The organism is Paenibacillus sp. WG02, assembly GCF_055396115.1.
This window is the reverse complement of the sequence record NZ_AP036016.1, coordinates 8415021-8433142: the sequence shown is the minus strand read 5'-3', so window position 1 is coordinate 8433142 and position 18122 is coordinate 8415021. Positions and strand designations below refer to the sequence as shown.

General features: G+C 46.3%; 16 protein-coding genes. 14 read left to right on the top strand and 2 right to left on the bottom strand.

What is annotated here, in order from left to right; genetic code table 11:
• The first annotated feature begins 25 nt into the window (after positions 1–25).
• From ACBP55_RS38160 to ACBP55_RS38130, 7 genes are all read left to right on the top strand, one after another.
• Entirely contained in the window at positions 26–337 is a 312-nt protein-coding gene (locus tag ACBP55_RS38160; RefSeq protein WP_029196137.1) for a MazG-like family protein, read from the top strand.
• A 6-nt stretch (positions 338–343) separates the two neighbouring features.
• The gene (locus ACBP55_RS38155) at positions 344–1258 is read left to right on the top strand and encodes a DUF2232 domain-containing protein (protein WP_464648840.1); all 915 of its coding nucleotides are present in this window, start codon (positions 344–346) and stop codon (positions 1256–1258) included.
• A gap of 18 nt (positions 1259–1276) precedes the next feature.
• Positions 1277–3247: a DHH family phosphoesterase gene (locus tag ACBP55_RS38150; protein WP_464648838.1), complete on the top strand. Its 1971-nt coding sequence runs from the start codon at positions 1277–1279 to the stop codon at positions 3245–3247.
• Positions 3244–3693: a 50S ribosomal protein L9 gene (rplI, locus tag ACBP55_RS38145; protein WP_056838752.1), complete on the top strand. Its 450-nt coding sequence runs from the start codon at positions 3244–3246 to the stop codon at positions 3691–3693. The genes ACBP55_RS38150 and rplI overlap by 4 nt, the downstream gene beginning before the upstream one ends.
• 793 nt (positions 3694–4486) lie before the next feature.
• Positions 4487–5851: a replicative DNA helicase gene (gene dnaB / locus ACBP55_RS38140; RefSeq protein ID WP_029196133.1), complete on the top strand. Its 1365-nt coding sequence runs from the start codon at positions 4487–4489 to the stop codon at positions 5849–5851.
• A gap of 431 nt (positions 5852–6282) precedes the next feature.
• The gene (locus ACBP55_RS38135) at positions 6283–7569 is read left to right on the top strand and encodes an adenylosuccinate synthase (protein WP_029196132.1); all 1287 of its coding nucleotides are present in this window, start codon (positions 6283–6285) and stop codon (positions 7567–7569) included.
• A 170-nt stretch (positions 7570–7739) separates the two neighbouring features.
• The gene (locus ACBP55_RS38130) at positions 7740–8402 is read left to right on the top strand and encodes a hypothetical protein (protein WP_464648835.1); all 663 of its coding nucleotides are present in this window, start codon (positions 7740–7742) and stop codon (positions 8400–8402) included.
• Positions 8403–8423: 21 nt separating this feature from the next.
• On the opposite strand, the gene ACBP55_RS38125 is transcribed toward ACBP55_RS38130, so the two are convergent.
• Positions 8424–8684 carry a hypothetical protein gene (locus ACBP55_RS38125; protein WP_029196130.1) on the bottom strand — a complete coding sequence of 87 codons (261 nt, stop codon included), beginning with the start codon at positions 8682–8684 and terminating at the stop codon, positions 8424–8426.
• Between the two features lie 270 nt (positions 8685–8954).
• Between ACBP55_RS38125 and ACBP55_RS38120 the strand changes: the two genes are divergently transcribed.
• The 6 genes from ACBP55_RS38120 to ACBP55_RS38095 all read left to right on the top strand — a co-directional run bounded on the left by ACBP55_RS38120 (position 8955) and on the right by ACBP55_RS38095 (position 16288).
• Complete coding sequence (locus tag ACBP55_RS38120) at positions 8955–10499, top strand: peptidoglycan DD-metalloendopeptidase family protein (protein ID WP_464648833.1); 1545 nt, start codon at positions 8955–8957, stop codon at positions 10497–10499.
• A gap of 219 nt (positions 10500–10718) precedes the next feature.
• Positions 10719–11438, top strand: coding sequence for a response regulator YycF (yycF, locus tag ACBP55_RS38115; RefSeq protein WP_464648831.1), 720 nt, complete (start codon positions 10719–10721; stop codon positions 11436–11438).
• 2 nt (positions 11439–11440) lie between these two features.
• Positions 11441–13273 (top strand): cell wall metabolism sensor histidine kinase WalK, encoded by a 1833-nt coding sequence (gene walK, locus ACBP55_RS38110; RefSeq protein WP_173185078.1) that lies wholly within the window; start codon positions 11441–11443, stop codon positions 13271–13273.
• On the top strand, positions 13270–14559 hold the full coding sequence (locus ACBP55_RS38105) for a YycH family regulatory protein (RefSeq protein WP_464648829.1): 1290 nt from the start codon (positions 13270–13272) through the stop codon (positions 14557–14559). The genes walK and ACBP55_RS38105 overlap by 4 nt, the downstream gene beginning before the upstream one ends.
• A 35-nt stretch (positions 14560–14594) precedes the next feature.
• Positions 14595–15422 carry a two-component system regulatory protein YycI gene (yycI, locus tag ACBP55_RS38100; RefSeq protein WP_464648827.1) on the top strand — a complete coding sequence of 276 codons (828 nt, stop codon included), beginning with the start codon at positions 14595–14597 and terminating at the stop codon, positions 15420–15422.
• Positions 15423–15487: 65 nt separating this feature from the next.
• On the top strand, positions 15488–16288 hold the full coding sequence (locus ACBP55_RS38095) for an MBL fold metallo-hydrolase (protein ID WP_464648825.1): 801 nt from the start codon (positions 15488–15490) through the stop codon (positions 16286–16288).
• Here ACBP55_RS38095 and ACBP55_RS38090 read toward each other — a convergent pair.
• Positions 16257–16466: a hypothetical protein gene (locus ACBP55_RS38090; protein WP_029196124.1), complete on the bottom strand. Its 210-nt coding sequence runs from the start codon at positions 16464–16466 to the stop codon at positions 16257–16259. The genes ACBP55_RS38095 and ACBP55_RS38090 overlap by 32 nt on opposite strands.
• Before the next feature lie 332 nt (positions 16467–16798).
• On the opposite strand from ACBP55_RS38090, the gene ACBP55_RS38085 reads away from it, so the two are divergent.
• Positions 16799–18022: a S1C family serine protease gene (locus tag ACBP55_RS38085; protein ID WP_464648823.1), complete on the top strand. Its 1224-nt coding sequence runs from the start codon at positions 16799–16801 to the stop codon at positions 18020–18022.
• The last annotated feature ends 100 nt before the right edge of the window (positions 18023–18122 follow it).

Genomic DNA, 18122 nt, shown 5'->3' with positions numbered 1-18122 from the left:
ATTGCTGAATGAGGAGAGATGACGGTTGCTGAATAGGGAAAAGGATGTTGACCTAGCCAGACGGGCCAAAGTCATTGAATGGCTCAAGACAGAAGTCGTAGATCATGTAGCTCATCTGCTCAAAGGCATATGGGAAGGCAGCCACGTGAAAATTGTAGACGGATTAGCCAGCTTAATTTCGAGCGGTTATATCTTAGGCAGAAGACTAGGCATTTCCTTTCACAGTTTAGACGAAGCTATTGTAGAGAAAATGAAGAAGCACCGCCAAGAGGGCCATCAACTTGAGGATTGGTACGGCGACATTTCATCGCTAGAAGAACATTTACGTAAGAGGTGAGCCCGGTTGGGGAAACGAAGTTGGCAAAGCATCATATGGAGCGCAGTGACGATCGTCTCATTGCTATCTTTAATGACGCCTTTTATTATTTTCACATTTAGTTTTCTCATGATTCCAGTTCTGATGTTATATGTAAAATCAAGCACCAGGCGTTTCGTCATTAGCTATGTGCTCAGCTTGCTTGTTGTTTATATTCTTACCCAATGGCAGGGGATATTCCTTATGTCGGTATCCTTGTTCTTCTTACCGCCTGTGTTGGTCATGGGTAACTTATATAAACGCAAAGCAGCGGCAAGATCCGTGTTAACGGCAGGGATTATCACGATTTTGGCAGAGTCTCTAGTGAGTCTTGTCATCGGGTATGCGCTCGGATTTGATCCGATTGCCAGATTCAAACAATTCATGATGGAAAGCATAGCGGGAATGCCTCCTGGGATCCGCGATATTTTGCCGAAAGATCAGGATTGGTATGTCAATTTCATCGTGCAAGTGATTCCTTTATATCTAATTTTCGTTGCTCTATTCTATACGTTTGTCTCCCACGGCATCAGCCGCTGGCTGCTCAACAAAACAGGAGAAGGGATTCCAGGATTACGCCCGATGAGGGAGTGGATGCTGCAGAAATCGCTTGTCTGGATCTATTTAGTTGTATTTGTATTAGATTTATTTGTTAATCCAGCTTCCATTTCGATGATCTCTACGCTATTAATGAATGCGATGCCGCTGCTTATGCTGATCTTCGCTATTCAGGCGATTTGCTTTCTATTCTTTGTTGCTCATGCGAACAAGTGGAAGCCTATATTGCCTATTGTGGCGATTGTAATCCTTTGCTTCATGCCTCCTTTATTTATCGTATACAGCTTATTAGGGGTATTTGATGTTGCGTTTCCAATCCGAGAACGGTTCAAGAAAAATATATAGGATTAGGAGCTAGTTCGAATGCCGAAGTTCCTTTTAAAGCGGTGGCACGGTCAACATATCGTGTGGATTTTCGTCCTACTTATCATTTTGACAGCCATTATTTATATGTTCAAATGGTGGCTGGGCCTCACAGCCTTCCTGTTCTGCGGTGTATTGGCTTACTTTACGCTGCAAGCGGAGACTGCTTTTCGTAGAGAGTTAAATACGTACGTCGGAACGATTACACATCGGGTGAAAAAAGCGGGCAATGAAGTGATGAGCGGCCTTCCCATCGGAATTATTTTATATAATGAAGAGAAGCGCATCGAGTGGCACAACCCTTTTGTCGCAAAAATGCTGGAGAAGGATTCGGTCATTGGCGAGTCGCTATTCGAATTCTTCCCTGATTTGAAAAACAAAAAGGACAAAAACGACAAAAGTGACAAGTTGGAGCTGTCCATTGGAAAGTTTATCTATCAAGTATGGATTCGGCCTGAGGAGCGGCTGCTTTATTTCCGTGAAATCACGGAGCAGGCGATTTTGGCGAAGAAGTATGAAGATGAGAAGACGGCGATCGGCATCGTGATGATGGATAATCTGGAGGAGTCGACGCAAGGTCTCGATGATCAGACGCGCAGCATTATGCTGGCTAAGGTGACTGGTGAGATTACGGAATGGGCTCAGAAGTACCAGCTATATTTGCGCCGGACATCGTCGGATCGTTTTCTCATTCTGATGGATCAGAAGGCGTTGCGCCAACTGGAACAAACGCGTTTTGAAATCCTGGATGAAGTGCGGGATTTGACGATTGAAAATAAGCTTCCTTTGACGCTTAGTATTGGTATCGCGTCAGGAGCTGAACAGCTCATGGAGCTTGGTCAAATGGCGCAGATGGGACTGGATATGTCACTCGGCCGCGGCGGCGATCAGGTAACTGTCAAAGTCGGACAGCGACTTTCCTTCTATGGGGGAAGAACGAATGCGGTTGAGAAGCGTACGCGAGTTCGAGCTAGGGTCATTTCGCATGCTTTGCGTGATCTCATGAAGGATAGCGATAAAGTAATCATCATGGGTCATCGTTTCCCCGATATGGACTCCGTGGGTGCAGCGGTTGGTGTCTTGAAGGCTGTACAGGTTGTCGGCAAGGAAGGCTATATTGTACTTGAGGGCGTCAATCCTTCGATTCAGAAGGTGATGGAGACGATTGCTGCCGATGAGCGCCTGCATCGTTGGTTCGTTACGCCAGAGCAGGCGATGCAGATTACGACACAGCGATCGCTGGCGGTTGTTGTGGACACACATAAGGCGTCCATGGTGGCTGAACCTAAGCTGCTGCAGCAGACACACAGGGTCGTGGTGGTCGATCACCATCGACGTAGTGAGGAGTTCATTCATGATGCGACGCTCGTCTATATGGAGCCTTACGCGTCCTCAACGTGTGAGCTTGTGACGGAGCTGCTTCAATATATCAATGAAAAACTCACGATGGAAGTGTTGGAAGCAACCATGCTGCTGGCTGGCATCGTGGTGGATACGAAGAGTTTCAGCCTCCGTACAGGGGCAAGAACCTTTGAAGCTGCATCCTATTTGCGCCGAAATGGTGCAGATTCCGCCTTAATTCAGCGATTGCTGAAGGAAGATCTCGATTCGTATATCGAGAGAGCAGAAGTCATTAAACTAACAGAAACAATTTACGAACATATCGCATTGGCAGTTGCTGAGCCAAATCGCAAATATTCTCAGTTGATGATTGCGCAAGTAGCTGATACATTGTTGAATATGACGAATATTATGGCATCCTTTGTCATCGCCGAGCGACCGGACGGATTGATCGGGATTAGCGCAAGATCGCTGGGACAGATGAACGTTCAGATCGTTATGGAGCGTCTGGGTGGAGGCGGGCATTTAACGAATGCAGCCACGCAGATCGATGGCACCTTAGAGGAAGCAACGAATCGATTGAAGAAAGTATTAGAGGAAATGCAGGAAGAGGAGGGACTTTTCGAATGAAAGTAATTTTACTAAAAGACGTTAAAGGCCAAGGTAAAAAGGGCGAAGTAAAAGAAGTATCTGAGGGCTACGCACAGAATTTCCTAATCGCGCAGGGGCTTGCTGCTCCAGCTACACAAGGAACTGTAAAGGTGCTGGATAATCAGAAAAAAGCAGAGCAGCGCCGCAAGGATCAAGAGAAAGCCGATGCGCAGGCACTCGGTGAGAAGCTTGGTGAAATGACGGTGCAAATCAAGGCGAAAGCTGGTGAAGGCGGGCGTCTATTCGGAGCCATCCCTAGCAAGCAAATCGCAGAGATTCTAGAGAAGCAGTACAAAATCGTAATCGATAAGCGCAAAATCGTGCTGGAAGATCCAATTCGTACGCTTGGTGTGACGAAGGTTGCTGTGAAACTGCATAGTGAAGTAACGGCTAGCTTGAACGTACACGTGACGGAAGAGAAGTAGCGGAGAAGCGGGGTTGTGGAACGCAGGTTTGGCGTTCTGGAGCAAGGAGAAATAGCAATCCAGAGCAAGAGAAACAACGTTCCAGAACAGAGAGCAACGTTACGGAGAAAGAGAAGCAGCGTTGCTAAGAAAGAACATGTGCAGGTAAGAGTCCCTTGGAGGGACTCTTATCTATTGTGAGGTTAATCAGGGGTCGTTAATCCCTTTATTAGATGTCGGAAGAGATGGTTGTAGTTTGCGTAAGAGAGGTTAAGAGGGTTTGAGAGAGTTTGATTGTTTGATAGTGCTTTGAAATGATAGATTATTTGTTGTAACTCTTCAAGCACCAAGTTAGGTGCCCACTTTTGCAGCGATGATGTAAAAAGTGCAGCAAATTCAGTCCATCCCAGCACTTTCAAGCGATTTCATGCAAAAAGTGCAGCTAATTGTTCGAATACGAACCAATTAAGTCCGAATTATGGATAATTGATGCACTAAATGCATCAATTCTGCTCAAAATGTGAAATATACGGTGATTTACTGCACTTTTTGCATGTAGTTACTTTTAGCTCATAGAGTTGCAGCATGGATGAATGTTAGCAGAATGATAGAGTACTTGGAGTAGCTAACTATATGTTCCTTGTTCAGGAAACTGGGCGAGGGGTAAGAGTTCTAGAATGAAAGATTAGCCAAGTTTAAGTTGGAGAGTAAAGAAAAACCATGGATGATAGAATAAAGCGATTGAAGAGTTTCTCATCCATTTGTATGCAAGGCTAATAAACTAACTATCGAAAAGAAAGGCGGGTACAGCAGCATGAGCGGAGATAATATGTTTATGGATCGTGTACCCCCACAAAATATAGAAGCCGAGCAAGCCGTACTCGGTGCTATTTTGATTCACGGCGAAGCCTTGATTACCGCCATGGAGCGGATATCAAGCGACGACTTCTATCGTGGTACACATCAACGCATCTTCGAGGCGATCGTAGAACTCGCAGAAGAGCAGGAGCCTGTCGACCTGATCACGCTAACGTCGCGGCTGCAGAACAAGCAGCAGCTTGAAGAGATCGGCGGCGTGACGTATCTTTCTGAGTTGGCTAACGCAGTGCCAACAGCCGCAAACATTGACTACTACGCGGCTATCGTCGAGGAGAAGTCGATGTTGCGCCGCCTTATCCGCACAGCGACCCAAATCGTCTCCAATGGCTATGCCAATGAGGACGACGTAGGGTCGATGCTCAGCGAAGCGGAGGCGAAGATCCTTGAGATCTCGCAGCGCCGCAGCTCAAGCGGCTTCGTGGTAATTCGCGACGTGCTCATGGAAGTATTCGAGAAAGTTGAGCAGCTTTACTCGAATAAGGGAGGGTCAACGGGGATCCCTTCGGGCTTCATTGACCTCGACAAGATGACGTCCGGCTTCCAGCGCTCAGACCTTGTTATCTTGGCCGCCCGTCCTTCAGTCGGTAAGACCGCGTTCGCGCTGAACGTTGCGCAGAACGTGGGCGTTCGGGCCAAAGAAACCGTCGCCATCTTCTCTCTGGAGATGGGCGCCGCGCAGCTCGTACAGCGTATGATTTGCGCGGAAGCGAACGTCGACGCGAACCGCATGCGGACGGGTTATCTCGAGGGCGACGACTGGGAGAAGCTGACGATGGCGATTGGCGCCTTGTCCGAAGCGAACATCTACATCGATGATTCACCATCGATCACGGTTGCGGACATCCGCGCGAAGTGCCGTCGTCTGCAGCAGGAGAAGGGGCTCGGCATGATCCTCATCGACTACCTGCAGCTGATTGCCGGCCGCGGCAAAGGCGATAACCGTCAGCAGGAGGTCTCTGAGATCTCCCGTACGCTCAAGCAAATTGCGCGTGAGCTCAACGTTCCGGTCATCGCGCTCTCGCAGCTCAGCCGGGGTGTTGAGCAGCGGCAAGACAAGCGCCCGATGATGTCTGACCTTAGGGAATCGGGATCGATCGAGCAAGATGCCGACATCGTAGCGTTCCTCTACCGGGACGATTACTACGATAAGGAATCTGAGAAGAAGAACATTATCGAGATTATTATTGCTAAGCAGCGGAACGGTCCAGTTGGAACCGTAGAGCTTGCCTTTTTGAAGCAATTTAATAAGTTCGTGAATATGGATCGAAGTCATCAGGAAGCAGCAGCCGCGCAGTATTGACGGCTGTTTTTTTTATTTAACCTATTAGTTTGCACAATATCCGAACGATTATACGGGCACCTGTGTAATTGTTCGTTTTTAATTGACTTTGCTCAGGGGGACTGCTACACTAGAGACGGTGAAAAAACCTTGGTCGAATGCCTGCTTATCGCAAGGCAAGTTCGAAATAAGGTCGTTTTTCATGCCGTAAGGTAGGTTCCCTTCCTGCAGAAGTCTGCCGAAGAAACCTAGATGTTCCTTTGCGGTGAGTAAGCCCTCTGACCTGGTTCACTATTTGTGTAACGGTGTATAGAGGTATTTGCATCGCCAGAGGGAAAGTATGATGGACGCTAGACGCTTTAGCGCTTTAATGAAGTCCAACTTCGCTCTGTGGTACTAAAGCCATAACGGCTCATTATGGGTGATTCGTCACCGTACGGAGGTAAGTGCATATGTCAACGGTTGTTGTTGTCGGTACGCAATGGGGAGATGAAGGGAAAGGGAAAATCACGGATTTCTTAGCGGAATCTGCTGAGGTTGTTGCTCGTTATCAAGGTGGTAACAATGCAGGCCATACAATCATTATTAGCGGGAAGAAATATAAGCTAACGATGATACCTTCTGGTATTTTTTACAAAGATAAAGCTTGTGTAATCGGGAATGGCATGGTGATTAACCCGGCTGCGCTCATTGAAGAAATTAACTACATTCATGATAATGGTTTTACGACGACGAACCTGAACATCAGTGACCGCGCGCATGTTATTATGCCGTATCATTTGCTGATGGATGGTCTGGAAGAAGATCGCAAAGGTGATAGTAAAATTGGCACGACCCGCAAAGGGATCGGTCCTTGTTATATGGATAAAGCAGCTCGTAACGGCATTCGTATCGCTGATTTGATGGATGCGGAAGAGTTCGAATTGAAGCTTAGACGCATCGTTGCTGAGAAAAACGTTGTGATTGAGCAAGTATACGGTTCTCAAGGGCTTGATGTAGAGCCGATTCTTAAAGAGTACCTCGCGTACGCAGAAGTAATTCGTCCTTATGTTACGGATACATCTGTTGTCTTAAATCAATATATTGATCAAGGCCGCAGAGTGCTGTTCGAAGGCGCACAAGGTGTTATGCTGGATATCGACCAAGGTACATACCCGTATGTTACTTCTTCGAACCCAACAGCTGGCGGTGTATGTATTGGTTCCGGTGTAGGACCAACGAAGATCCACAATATCATTGGTGTGGCCAAAGCATATACGACGCGTGTCGGTGATGGCCCGTTCCCAACGGAACTGGACAATGAAATTGGTGCATGGATTCGTGAAAAAGGCTTTGAATACGGTACAGTAACGGGTCGTCCGCGTCGTGTTGGTTGGTTCGACAGCGTTGTTGTTCGTCACGCAAGACGCGTTAGCGGAATCACGGGCTTGTCCCTTAACTCCATTGATGTTCTGACAGGGCTTGAAACGGTAAAAATTTGCACAGGCTACATGTACCGCGGCGAGTTAATTGAGCACTACCCAGCTAGCCTGAAAGCTATCTCTGAGTGCGAAGCTGTATATGAAGAGCTTCCAGGTTGGACAGAAGACGTATCCGGCGCACGTACGCTGAGCGATCTGCCTGAGAATGCCAGACATTATGTGGAGCGTGTTTCCCAGCTGACAGGTATTCCAATCGCAATCTTCTCCGTAGGTCGTAACCGTGAACAAACAAACCTGGTTCGTCCAATCTACGCATAATCATAACGAAATAAGGCAAAATGTTCGCATTTTCCTGAATAACTTAAGAAATCCTCTGGGCTGTTTGCAGCTTAGAGGATTTCTTTTTTATCAAAAAGGGATTTAATGGAGATGATTTCGTCAATACTGGGAGGGAGGAACATGATTATGCGCCAGGAGTGATAGCGAGTATGAAATTAATAGCATGGTTAGGTAAGATCGTCATTGGAACAGTCTTGATTACATCGATAACGATGTTTACGACATGGTATGTCGTAAATATATACGTGGAGGATATATTTCGACAATATCAGATCCCAGCTTTGGGTAAAAAGGTTCAATTTAACGAATTTGCTGCAAGATTGGCGGGGGAGCTGAATATAGTTATGCGTAGAGACGGGGGGAAGCAAGCTGCCCCATCCGAAAGCCCTGCACCTACGAAGCCTGTTCCTAGTCTCAACCCGTCTGGAAGCATATCTAACCCGAGTTCAAACAATCAACTTCCCTCGAGTGGAGTTAGTTCAATTGACGGTGGAGATGCTTCCCAAGGAGCCAAGGATGATGCTATAGCCGTTATGGGAAGAGCGCGAAGTGAAGCGAATGATCAGAAAAAGGAACTCGTCATGTCGACGGAGGATTTTGCCAAAAAGAAAGAAGCACTGTCCAGCGACGATAAGATGAAAATATTTTCTCTAGTTGTTGCTAAGCTGCCGCAAGCTGAGGTGCAGAATCTATCCGGAATGCTCGAAGATGGGATTACTACAGAGGAGTTAAAGCAAGTCAATGACACACTTAAAAAGTACTTAAGCGAGAAGGAATTGAAGCAGCTTACAGATATCCTAAGCAAATATTAATCTTTTCCTTACTTGGATGGATTAGTGGAGTTGTCCGCCGTATTTGATAATCGTGTCCTCAGCTTGGCGATAACGTGACTTCTCAACACTTACTTTGAGTGCAAAGGAGGGCTCAGCAGCAAGGCTGCCTACGGATTGAATGAAGGTATCTGCCTGGTGATCGGAATTAGGCACAAAGCCATTATCGAATTTGATATCTAGCACACCTTGCAGTTTAAGTACTTCAGCCGCTTGCTCTAAATTATCCCTATTTTGGAATGTGGCCGCCAAATTAATTTCCATTGAGGATTTCCCCTTTCAATTTTTCATCAAATTCGTCAATCCTTGTAGCAGAGCGCAAAATCTCTTGGATTTTCATACAAAAAAATGGATCTTTATCGTCTTCTTTTGGTAATGGACACGAATCTATCACATGGATATCGAGTATTTTGTTGAAATAGGCAGAGAAAGTGTGTTAAATTTAACAAAAGGAAGACATCCTTATGGATATTATGTCTAATCAAGGTTTATTTATGTATCTATGGATGCAAAACCGTTCAAAGGGAGAAGATCATGACAGGTTTCAGGGGTATGCGCTTTGTCATGGATCTCATCAAGAGATTCACGCCTAAGCGAGAAAGCTTGACCGGAAATGAATCAATATCAGACAAGCAGCTGGAAGAATCAACGACAACTACGACACTAACGGTTATGAAACGACATAAATGGTCTCTTGCTCTGGGAGTTAGTGCGATTGCTCTAACTGGGGTAATTACGTTTACCGGTCATCAATATGTAGAGGCAGGCATGGTGAATGTGTATCATGTGAAGCTGGATGGCCAAGAAATAGGTATCGTAAGCGACAATAAGATTATCGATGAATATAAGCAAAGAAAACCGCAAGAAGTGCAACAAAAATTCCCAGATGTACATGTCGTTCTGAAAACAAACGGAGTTACCTACGAGCCTGAAAGGGCTTACAATTTAAAATCAGATGATTCAACTGTTTTAACAACACTTGATGAGCTGCTTGTGCCGCAACCGGTCGGCATTGAATTGAAGGTAGATGGGAAAACCATCGCAATTGTGAAGGATCAACAGACGGCTGATCGGATTCTTGAACAGGTAAGTGCGCCCTTCGCGCCTAAAGCCAAGGAAACAGCTAAGGTAGCTGCCCTATCAACAGGGATGGGTGAGGATATCACAACAGCACCATCCGAACTCGAGAAAGTAGAGTTTGTTCAGAAGGTAGATACCAATGAGGTTCCTATCCAACCAAATGACTTGGCTAAGCCGGAAGATGTCGTTAAAAAGCTTAAGACCGGCGATGTACAGCCTGCTAAGTATACGGTTGTCGAAGGAGATTGCGTCTCCTGTATCGCGAAGAAACTAGGGATTACGAAGCAATTCATTTATGATAAGAACCCCGGACTTCAAGATGATAAGCTGAAAATCGGCAACCAACTTGATGTGACGGTGCTCAAACCAACGCTCTCAGTTAAGACAACAGAACGGGTTGTACAGAATCAGGAGATTCAATACGACACCGAGTATGTGAAAGATGATTCCCTTCGTGTAGGTGTTGTTCAACCGATATCAGCTGGTAAGAATGGGCTGAAGAAGGTTACGATTCAAGTGACGAAGGTCGACGGTCTAATGACCGAAGAGAAGCTTGTGAATGAAGAAATCATTGATAACCCTGTTATGGCTAAGGTGAAAAAAGGAACGAAAGTGATTCAAGGCGAAGGCTCAGGGAAGTTCGCGTGGCCTGTCGTTTCCCCAAGTATTTCAAGTACGTTCGGCATGCGTTGGGGCAAGCTCCACAAAGGTATTGATATCACAGGCAACAAGAATATCATGACGGCCGATAACGGCAAAGTCACGGAAACCGGTTATAAATCTGATTACGGCAATTATATCATTATTAATCATTTGAACGGTTACGAGACGTTATATGGCCATTTGAGCCAAATCACCACCACCCAAGGTACAATCGTCGAAAAGGGCGATAAAATCGGGATTATGGGAAGTACAGGCGACTCCACGGGTGTTCACTTGCATTTTGAGATTCACAAAAGTGGTAGTTTAGAAAACCCATTAAAGTATTTAAATCGCTAATTTTAGAAAATAGATAGAGGCAAGGTCGAACCGGACAAATCGGGGGGGCCTTGTCTCTTTTTTCCACAATAGAAAGAATAAGTTTCGATTTGCATCGGGTAGAGGGTTTCTCACTTGAATGTATGATAAAATAGAGGGTAGTATGCAGAAAATAGACTGACTTTACATGCTCGTCCCTGTAGGACGAAGTCATTTATCCTTGAGTAGGCGGTGGTAGGTTTGTTTGGTAAAATTCTCGTGGTGGATGACGAACAACCGATTGCAGATATTTTGAAATTTAATTTGGAAAAAGAGGGCTACCAGGTCATCTGTGCGTATGACGGCGGAAGCGCTGTAGAGTTTGCTTTCTCTGAGCAGCCGGATCTGATATTGCTGGATCTCATGCTGCCTGTGAAGGATGGAATGGATGTATGCCGAGAGGTTCGCTCGAAGCTGAATACTCCTATCATTATGCTCACAGCGAAAGATACAGAACTGGATAAAGTGCTTGGCCTAGAAATGGGCGCAGACGACTATGTGACCAAGCCTTTCGGTACAAGGGAGCTGCTTGCAAGGGTGAAGGCGCACCTGCGCAGACAGACGAAAGCGCAGTCAGCTCCAAGCGAGTCTGACACGCAGCGGAATGGGATGCGTATTCATGCTCTGTTTATCGATAACGACATGTACATGGTGTATAAAGATGGCACACCACTCGATTTGACGCATCGGGAGTTCGAGCTTATTCAGTATTTGGCCAAAAATTCAGGCAAAGTGATGACACGCGAGCACCTGCTGCAGGCTGTGTGGGGCTTTGAATATTTCGGCGACGTACGAACAGTCGATGTAACGATTCGGCGCTTACGCGAGAAGCTGGAGACGGACCCGAGCCGTCCGGAGTATATTATGACGCGCAGGGGCCTAGGCTACTTAATGCGCAGTCCTAAGGCCGGAGGCTTCTGAGCATGAAGGGCATCCGCTTCTTTCAATCGATTCAAGCGAAGCTGATTATTATTTATGTCTTACTCATTCTGATTGCGATGCAGCTGATTGGCGTGTATTTCTATAAGACGGTGGAGACGTATTTCAAGAATGACTTTTTGGCTTCACGCAACAGTCAGGTGACGCTGCTGGCCGGCTTTGTGGGGTCGTACCTCACAGGGGATCAGGACAGCAAGAACGCTGCCGAAGGCAAGAAGACGTATGCGGATTTGAACGAGTTCGTCAGCAACTTATTTTCGATTAATAATGCGGAAATTCAAATTATAGATGCGAACGGGAATGTGATTAGCACATCGGTTCCCAATCATTTAAAACAGAAGAACACGCAGCCGGAGGTCATCAGGGCACTGCAGGGGATTAAGGATAACCAACGGATCTTCACGGATGGGGATGGTTATCGGAAGGTGATTATCGCCAAGCCGGTAGGCAGCGGTGCCCGTGTCCTGGGTGCGGTATACATTATTGCTTCCATGGAAGATGTGTATAAAACGATCCGATCGATTAACCGCATCCTCATCTCGGGAACCTTGATCGCTCTAGGGCTAACCGCGATTCTGGGTGTGCTGCTTACCAGTACGATTACAAATCCGATCAAAGAGATTACGAAGCAGGCGACGGCTGTTGCAGAGGGTAACTTTGATCAACAGGTTATTATTCAGGGGACCGATGAGATTGGGCAGCTCGGTCAAACCTTTAATTTTATGATGAATAGGCTCAAAGAAGCGCTCTCGCTGAATGAAGAAGAGAAGGAGAAGCTCGCTTCGATCTTAACGAATATGAATGACGGGATCATTGCTACGGACGATAGAGGGCATGTCATTGTGCTTAATCGCAGGGCGAAGCAAATTCTACAAACGGAAGAGGAAACGACGCTCGGTCTGGACATATCCGAGGTGCTCGGTATTCCGATGGATACGATTCGCGGTTTCCTTCAAGGGCAGGTTAGTACAACGCTGCTGGATATTCATATCCCCGATGACGATGAGCAGCTGTCCGTACGTATCACGTTCACGCCGATTCACCGTCGAGGTGAAGGACAGAACGGGATTATTGCGGTTCTGCAGGACGTAACGGACCAGGAGAAGCTGGAGCAGGCGAGGCGCGAGTTCGTAGCGAACGTTTCGCATGAGCTGCGTACACCGTTGACGACGATCAAGAGCTATCTGGAAGCGCTCGATGATGGCGCGATAGAGGAGCCGCAGCTTGCTTCACGCTTCATTAGCGTAACGCGCAGCGAGACGGAGCGGATGATCCGCTTAGTGACGGATCTCTTGCATTTATCTAGGCTTGATTCCAAGCAATCGATGATGAGCAAATCCTCGACGCTTGTGAGCGAAATGCTGGAGGAAGTAGCGGACCGCTTCTCTTTCCAGCTGCAGCAGCGGAAGATTCAAATTCTAATTCAAGTAGAGCCCGGCGTGACCAGATTACTGCTCGATCGGGATAAAATTGATCAAGTACTCGACAATCTCGTGTCGAATGCGATTAAGTATACGGGCGATGAGGGAGCCATTCGGCTGGAAGCGAGAAAGATCGAGAAGGATGTACTGGAAATTTCGGTGCAGGATAACGGAATTGGCATCCCGAAGAAGGATCTGTCCCGCATTTTTGACCGATTCTACCGTGTGGACAAGGCGCGTTCCCGCAATATGGGCGGTACTGGGCTGGGTTTATCTATTGCCCGGGAAATAGTAAAAGCACATGGCGGCTCGATCAGTTTGGAATCGGAATTGGGACAAGGAACTCGTGTTGTATTTACATTGCCGATTCAGCAAGAGGAGGAAGATGAGCTATGATCGAGAGTCTGAAATCCATCCTACTTGTCGTTCTGATTGGAACAAGCTTGTACCAAAGCTTCTATTTAGCTTCGTACACCCCGCCTAAGATCGAGCCTATTCAGCAAAGTAATTATGTTCAGACTGAGACATTAGGGAAGCAATCGGAGCTGCATGACATGCTGTTCCCTGATCAAATTATCGTGCATTTAGGCAATCAACAGCACTCTGTTCTATATCCTAACAATTACTACTACACACGATTGCTTGATAATATTAAGCAGCGAAGCTTTAAAGGCTTTCGCAAAACTTCGATGTATTTGGTCAATGTGAATTGGGAAGAAGTTCGTACGAAACAGCAAGGGGTTGAGATTCGATTCCGTGACGGGATTCCTTTTACGATTCTGCAGCAGCTGCTGCGGATTGAAGGCGAAATGCCGATTGATAATGATAAAATCACGCGAATTTGGATTTATTCGAAGGGCAATAACGAGGATGTGCGTGCTTTCTTCTTTACGGATTCCCCTGGCGTTGGGTACGAAGTCATCTCGGCCGATTTTACAAGTAAAGATGTGGAAAATTTCGCGGCATTTGGTGACCTGACGAATCTATACAAAACGACAAACAGCGGGGATTACTATCTCCCAATAAAGCCGCTGCGACTGCCGAACTATATATTTAGCTATAGCTTGTTGACGGCAGATCAATTGAAACAAAGCCTGTTCGTTGATCCGGGTATTACACGCTATCTCAAAGAGCGCGACGGTTCTGAAATATATACGGACAGCAAGCGCGGTTTTCAGCTAAATCGAGATCTGCGGTGGGTCACATATTCGGATCCAGTTGCACCTGTAGAAAGTAAAACGGATGTATTAGATGACTTGCAGGCGGGTATCAAATTTATTAATCAGCATATCGGCTGGGATGGGAAATATATGGTTTCCCGAACACCGCAGAAGCAGTTAATCGATAATCACACGTTCACGTTCCGACAGTACTATGAATCTTTGCCGATTATTACACCGCAGCCTGAAGGCTTTGGCTCCATGAAAATGCAGGTTCAGAAGGGAATTATTTCTGGATTCGAGCGGTCAATGATTATTCCTGATTTGAAGACGGTACAGCGGCGTGATTTCGAAATTATGTCTGGCGACGCTTTGGAAGAAAGGCTGCAGTATTATCAGAAGCGTTCTAGTATTTTGTCTATTTTCCCAGCGTATCGTCCGGTAGTAACGGATAAGACGCTTGTATTGACGGCAACGTGGGCTATTGAGCTGCGAGATGGCACGTATGATTTTATGGAGTAGACATGTTTCATTTCTGAGGAAAGGTTGGTGGGATCATGAATTGGAGTCGAGCTAAAACGATTTTGATTTGTTCCTTTTTGATGTTGAATTTAATTCTTGGTTTCCAACTTTGGTCCACCAATCGTTCCAATCAGACGGAAATCGCTTTGGACACATCCGGTACCGTGGAAGAGCTGAATAACGCGCTCCGCAACAAAAATATACGGCTAATGGATGAGTTACCGACGGATCAACCGAAGATGAAAGTCATAACGGTGAAGTATGACGACAATATGAAGCCCAGTGAACTGAAGACGCTGAAAACGCCCATTAATATGGGCAACCTGCTTGGTAAAGGGGCTAGCAAAGAAATTCAAGCTCAGTCGGAGATACCGAATTTTGGCTTATACCAATTGGATTCAGCGATTAGTCGAAAAGGCGTATATGTGTTCACGCAGCTATATGGCAAGATTCCTCTCTTCGATGTAAGAGTGGAACTGAGTGAGAATAATGGAGAAATTACCAGTTACCGTCAAGTTTATGTTGAAGTAGAATCAGGAGTAGAGCAAATAGAGCAAAAGCTGATCCCGGCTCAGTTAGCTGTTCGCAGCTTAGTGGACAATTATTTGAGTGATGGTGCCATTATTACGGAAGTTAGACTAGGGTATCACGGACAGCCGTATAATTCAGAAACACAACCGATGTTTCCGCATTGGCGAATTAGGATCGATAACGGAGATATTTATTATGTGCAAGCTTTCAATGGAGCGGTTGAGTCTCCGCAGAAAGAGTCTGAATTGGCTCCATTTGGTACGCAAGTAGATGGTGCGAAATCAACAGAGAACCCTGCAAATAGTGGAGAGAAGAGCAAGGATAAGAAGTAGGCAATTGGGATAGTCAACAATGGACGGCTAGATGGATGACATGTAAGCATAGAGGAGTAGGGAAGATGGGTATGAGGTTTACGGTACTGTCGAGCGGTTCGACGGGTAATGCGACGGTGGTTGACAATGGTGAAATCAAGGTGCTGATAGATGTGGGTTTTAGCGCCAAGAAGATGGAGCTGTTAATGAAGGAACGTGAGCTCGAGGCGAGCAGTATTGATGCCATTCTGGTCACACACGAGCATTCGGATCATATTAAAGGGCTGGGAGCGCTGGCTCGCAAATATGATTTGCCTATATATGCGAATGAGAAGACTTGGGAAGAACTCGACCGTCAAATCGGTGTGATCGCGGAAGGCAACAAGAGGGTCATGGAAACCGGAGGTATCGAGGAATTCGGTACGCTGCGCGTGGAGTCATTCGGAATATCACATGATGCAGCGGAGCCGGTGGGGTACTGCTTTTATGAAGGAGATCAGAAGTTAAGCGTTGTAACGGATTTGGGCTACATGAGTGAGAAGGTCAAAGAAAAGATTACCGATTCAGATAGCTTGGTACTCGAGACGAATCACGACGTGGACATGCTGCGCGTGGGGCACTATCCATGGAGTATTAAGCGCCGTATCCTTGGGGACAAGGGTCATTTATCCAATGAAGCTGCAGGGGAAGCGCTCTGTGACGTGTTGACGCACAAGACGAAGTCGGTCTATATGGCGCATTTAAGCCGTGACCATAATTTAATGGATTTGGCCAGGCTAACGGTGAATAACATAGTACAAGAGCGTGCCCCTGAAGCTAAACAGCTGCGGCTGATGGATACATATTTTGACCGCTCTACGAAATGGGATGTATTGGATTCGGAGTAAGCGCGGCGTCGAGCTCTTTGGATTTGAGCTGGATCTCCTGCGCGGTGATAAGACCCTTATCGATCAGAACTTGAATGAGAGATGAGAGGACGAGAGACTGGTGGTAGTGGCTATCTTTGAGGTCAGCGAGCTTACCAATCATATTAATTTCATCAAAATGAGAAGGAATACGGTTCATTCTGAGCATTCTCCTTTATTTGTCTGATTTAAAATTGCAGATAACTCTAGTATTTCGTTAAGAGATTTGGTTTACTATTATTGTAGGCAAGAAGTGAAGGAAACATTCCTATTTTTTGAAAATAACCATTTATGGCGAGATCGAAAAACAAACTAAGGAAAACGTTAAAATAATCCGAGGTTAGATCGAAGACGATTCAAGATTAGATCGAAATGCAAACCAAGATGAAATAAACAATTCAAGATTAGATCGAAATGCAAACCAAAGATATAAATAAAAGATCAAGGCGAGAGCGGCACAGCTTAACCCCCATCAGCGAGGAGGGACCCGATATGAGTTTGTTTGATGATGATTTTTATTCCACCAAAAGGTCCAAACAGCGCGAGGATACTTGGCGTCCCAAAGGGACTGGGGCATTCATAAGCTTCGCGGGTCGCAGACGGAATGTGGCCCTCATTGCTGGAGTTGGCGGAGCGTTAGCCATGCTTTTGCTAGTCGGATTAGTAGCCGGCTTCGGGAAAAGTAATACCTCTGGGGCTGCACTAGCGATACCAGCTTCTGTGGCAAAAGCCGAGGCGCATCCGATGAACAGCAACGATTCCGTCGTGGCGGCAACGGAAAAAATAAAACCTGCTGTGGTCAGCGTTATTTCCTCGAAGAAGGATGACAAAGGCCAAGAGACCGGACTGGGGATTGGCTCGGGTGTTATTTTCGCACGGAATGGTGATAAGGTTCGAATTGTGACGAATAGTCACGTTGTTGAGAGCGGGAACCAGTTCGAAATCGTTAATTTCCAAGGTGAGCATCGCAAAGCAACCCTAATCGGACGTGATCGGATTACGGATCTAGCCTTACTGGAAGCAGATGGAAAAGACATCAAAGTGCTTGCTGAATTCGGTGACTCCGAATCGCTGCGAGCAGGGGAGATGGCGATTGCGGTAGGCAACCCGCTTGGACTCGGATTTTCGCCAACGGTTACCCAAGGCATTATATCTTCGCCAAAACGAACGATACCTGTTTCGCTGGCACGTGAAGGCACGGATTACGACTGGGAGATGGACGTTATCCAAACGGATGCGGCTATCAACCAAGGGAACAGCGGCGGACCGCTGGTGAATATCGAAGGCAAGGTTGTCGGAATCAATTCCATGAAGATATCGGATACGGGTGTGGAAGGGTTAGGTTTTGCCATTCCGATTAATAGTGTGAAGCCGATTATGGATAGTTTGATCAAGGATCATAAGGTGAAGAGACCGCTCATGGGTGTTTCGACGCAGGAACTGCAAGCTTTTAAAGGGACGGATGTATTAAAGCTCCCTGCAGATGTTAAGACTGGAGTTATCGTCTTCGATGTGTCCGGACCTGCCAAAGAAGCGGGCCTCAAAGCGCAGGATGTTATTGTTCAATTGGATGACCGCAAGATTGACAGTACGATCTCGCTGCGGAAATATTTGTACAACGAGAAGAAGATTGGCGATAAGGTCAACGTGGTGTACTACCGCGGCGGTAAGAAGTTGAATGCGGTGGTTACGTTGGTTGAGGCGATGGATAAGTGATCAAAGATGATTAATGATTGATGAATGATGAATGATAGTGATAAATGATGAATGATAGTGATAAATGATGAATGATAGTGATAAATGATGAATGATAAGA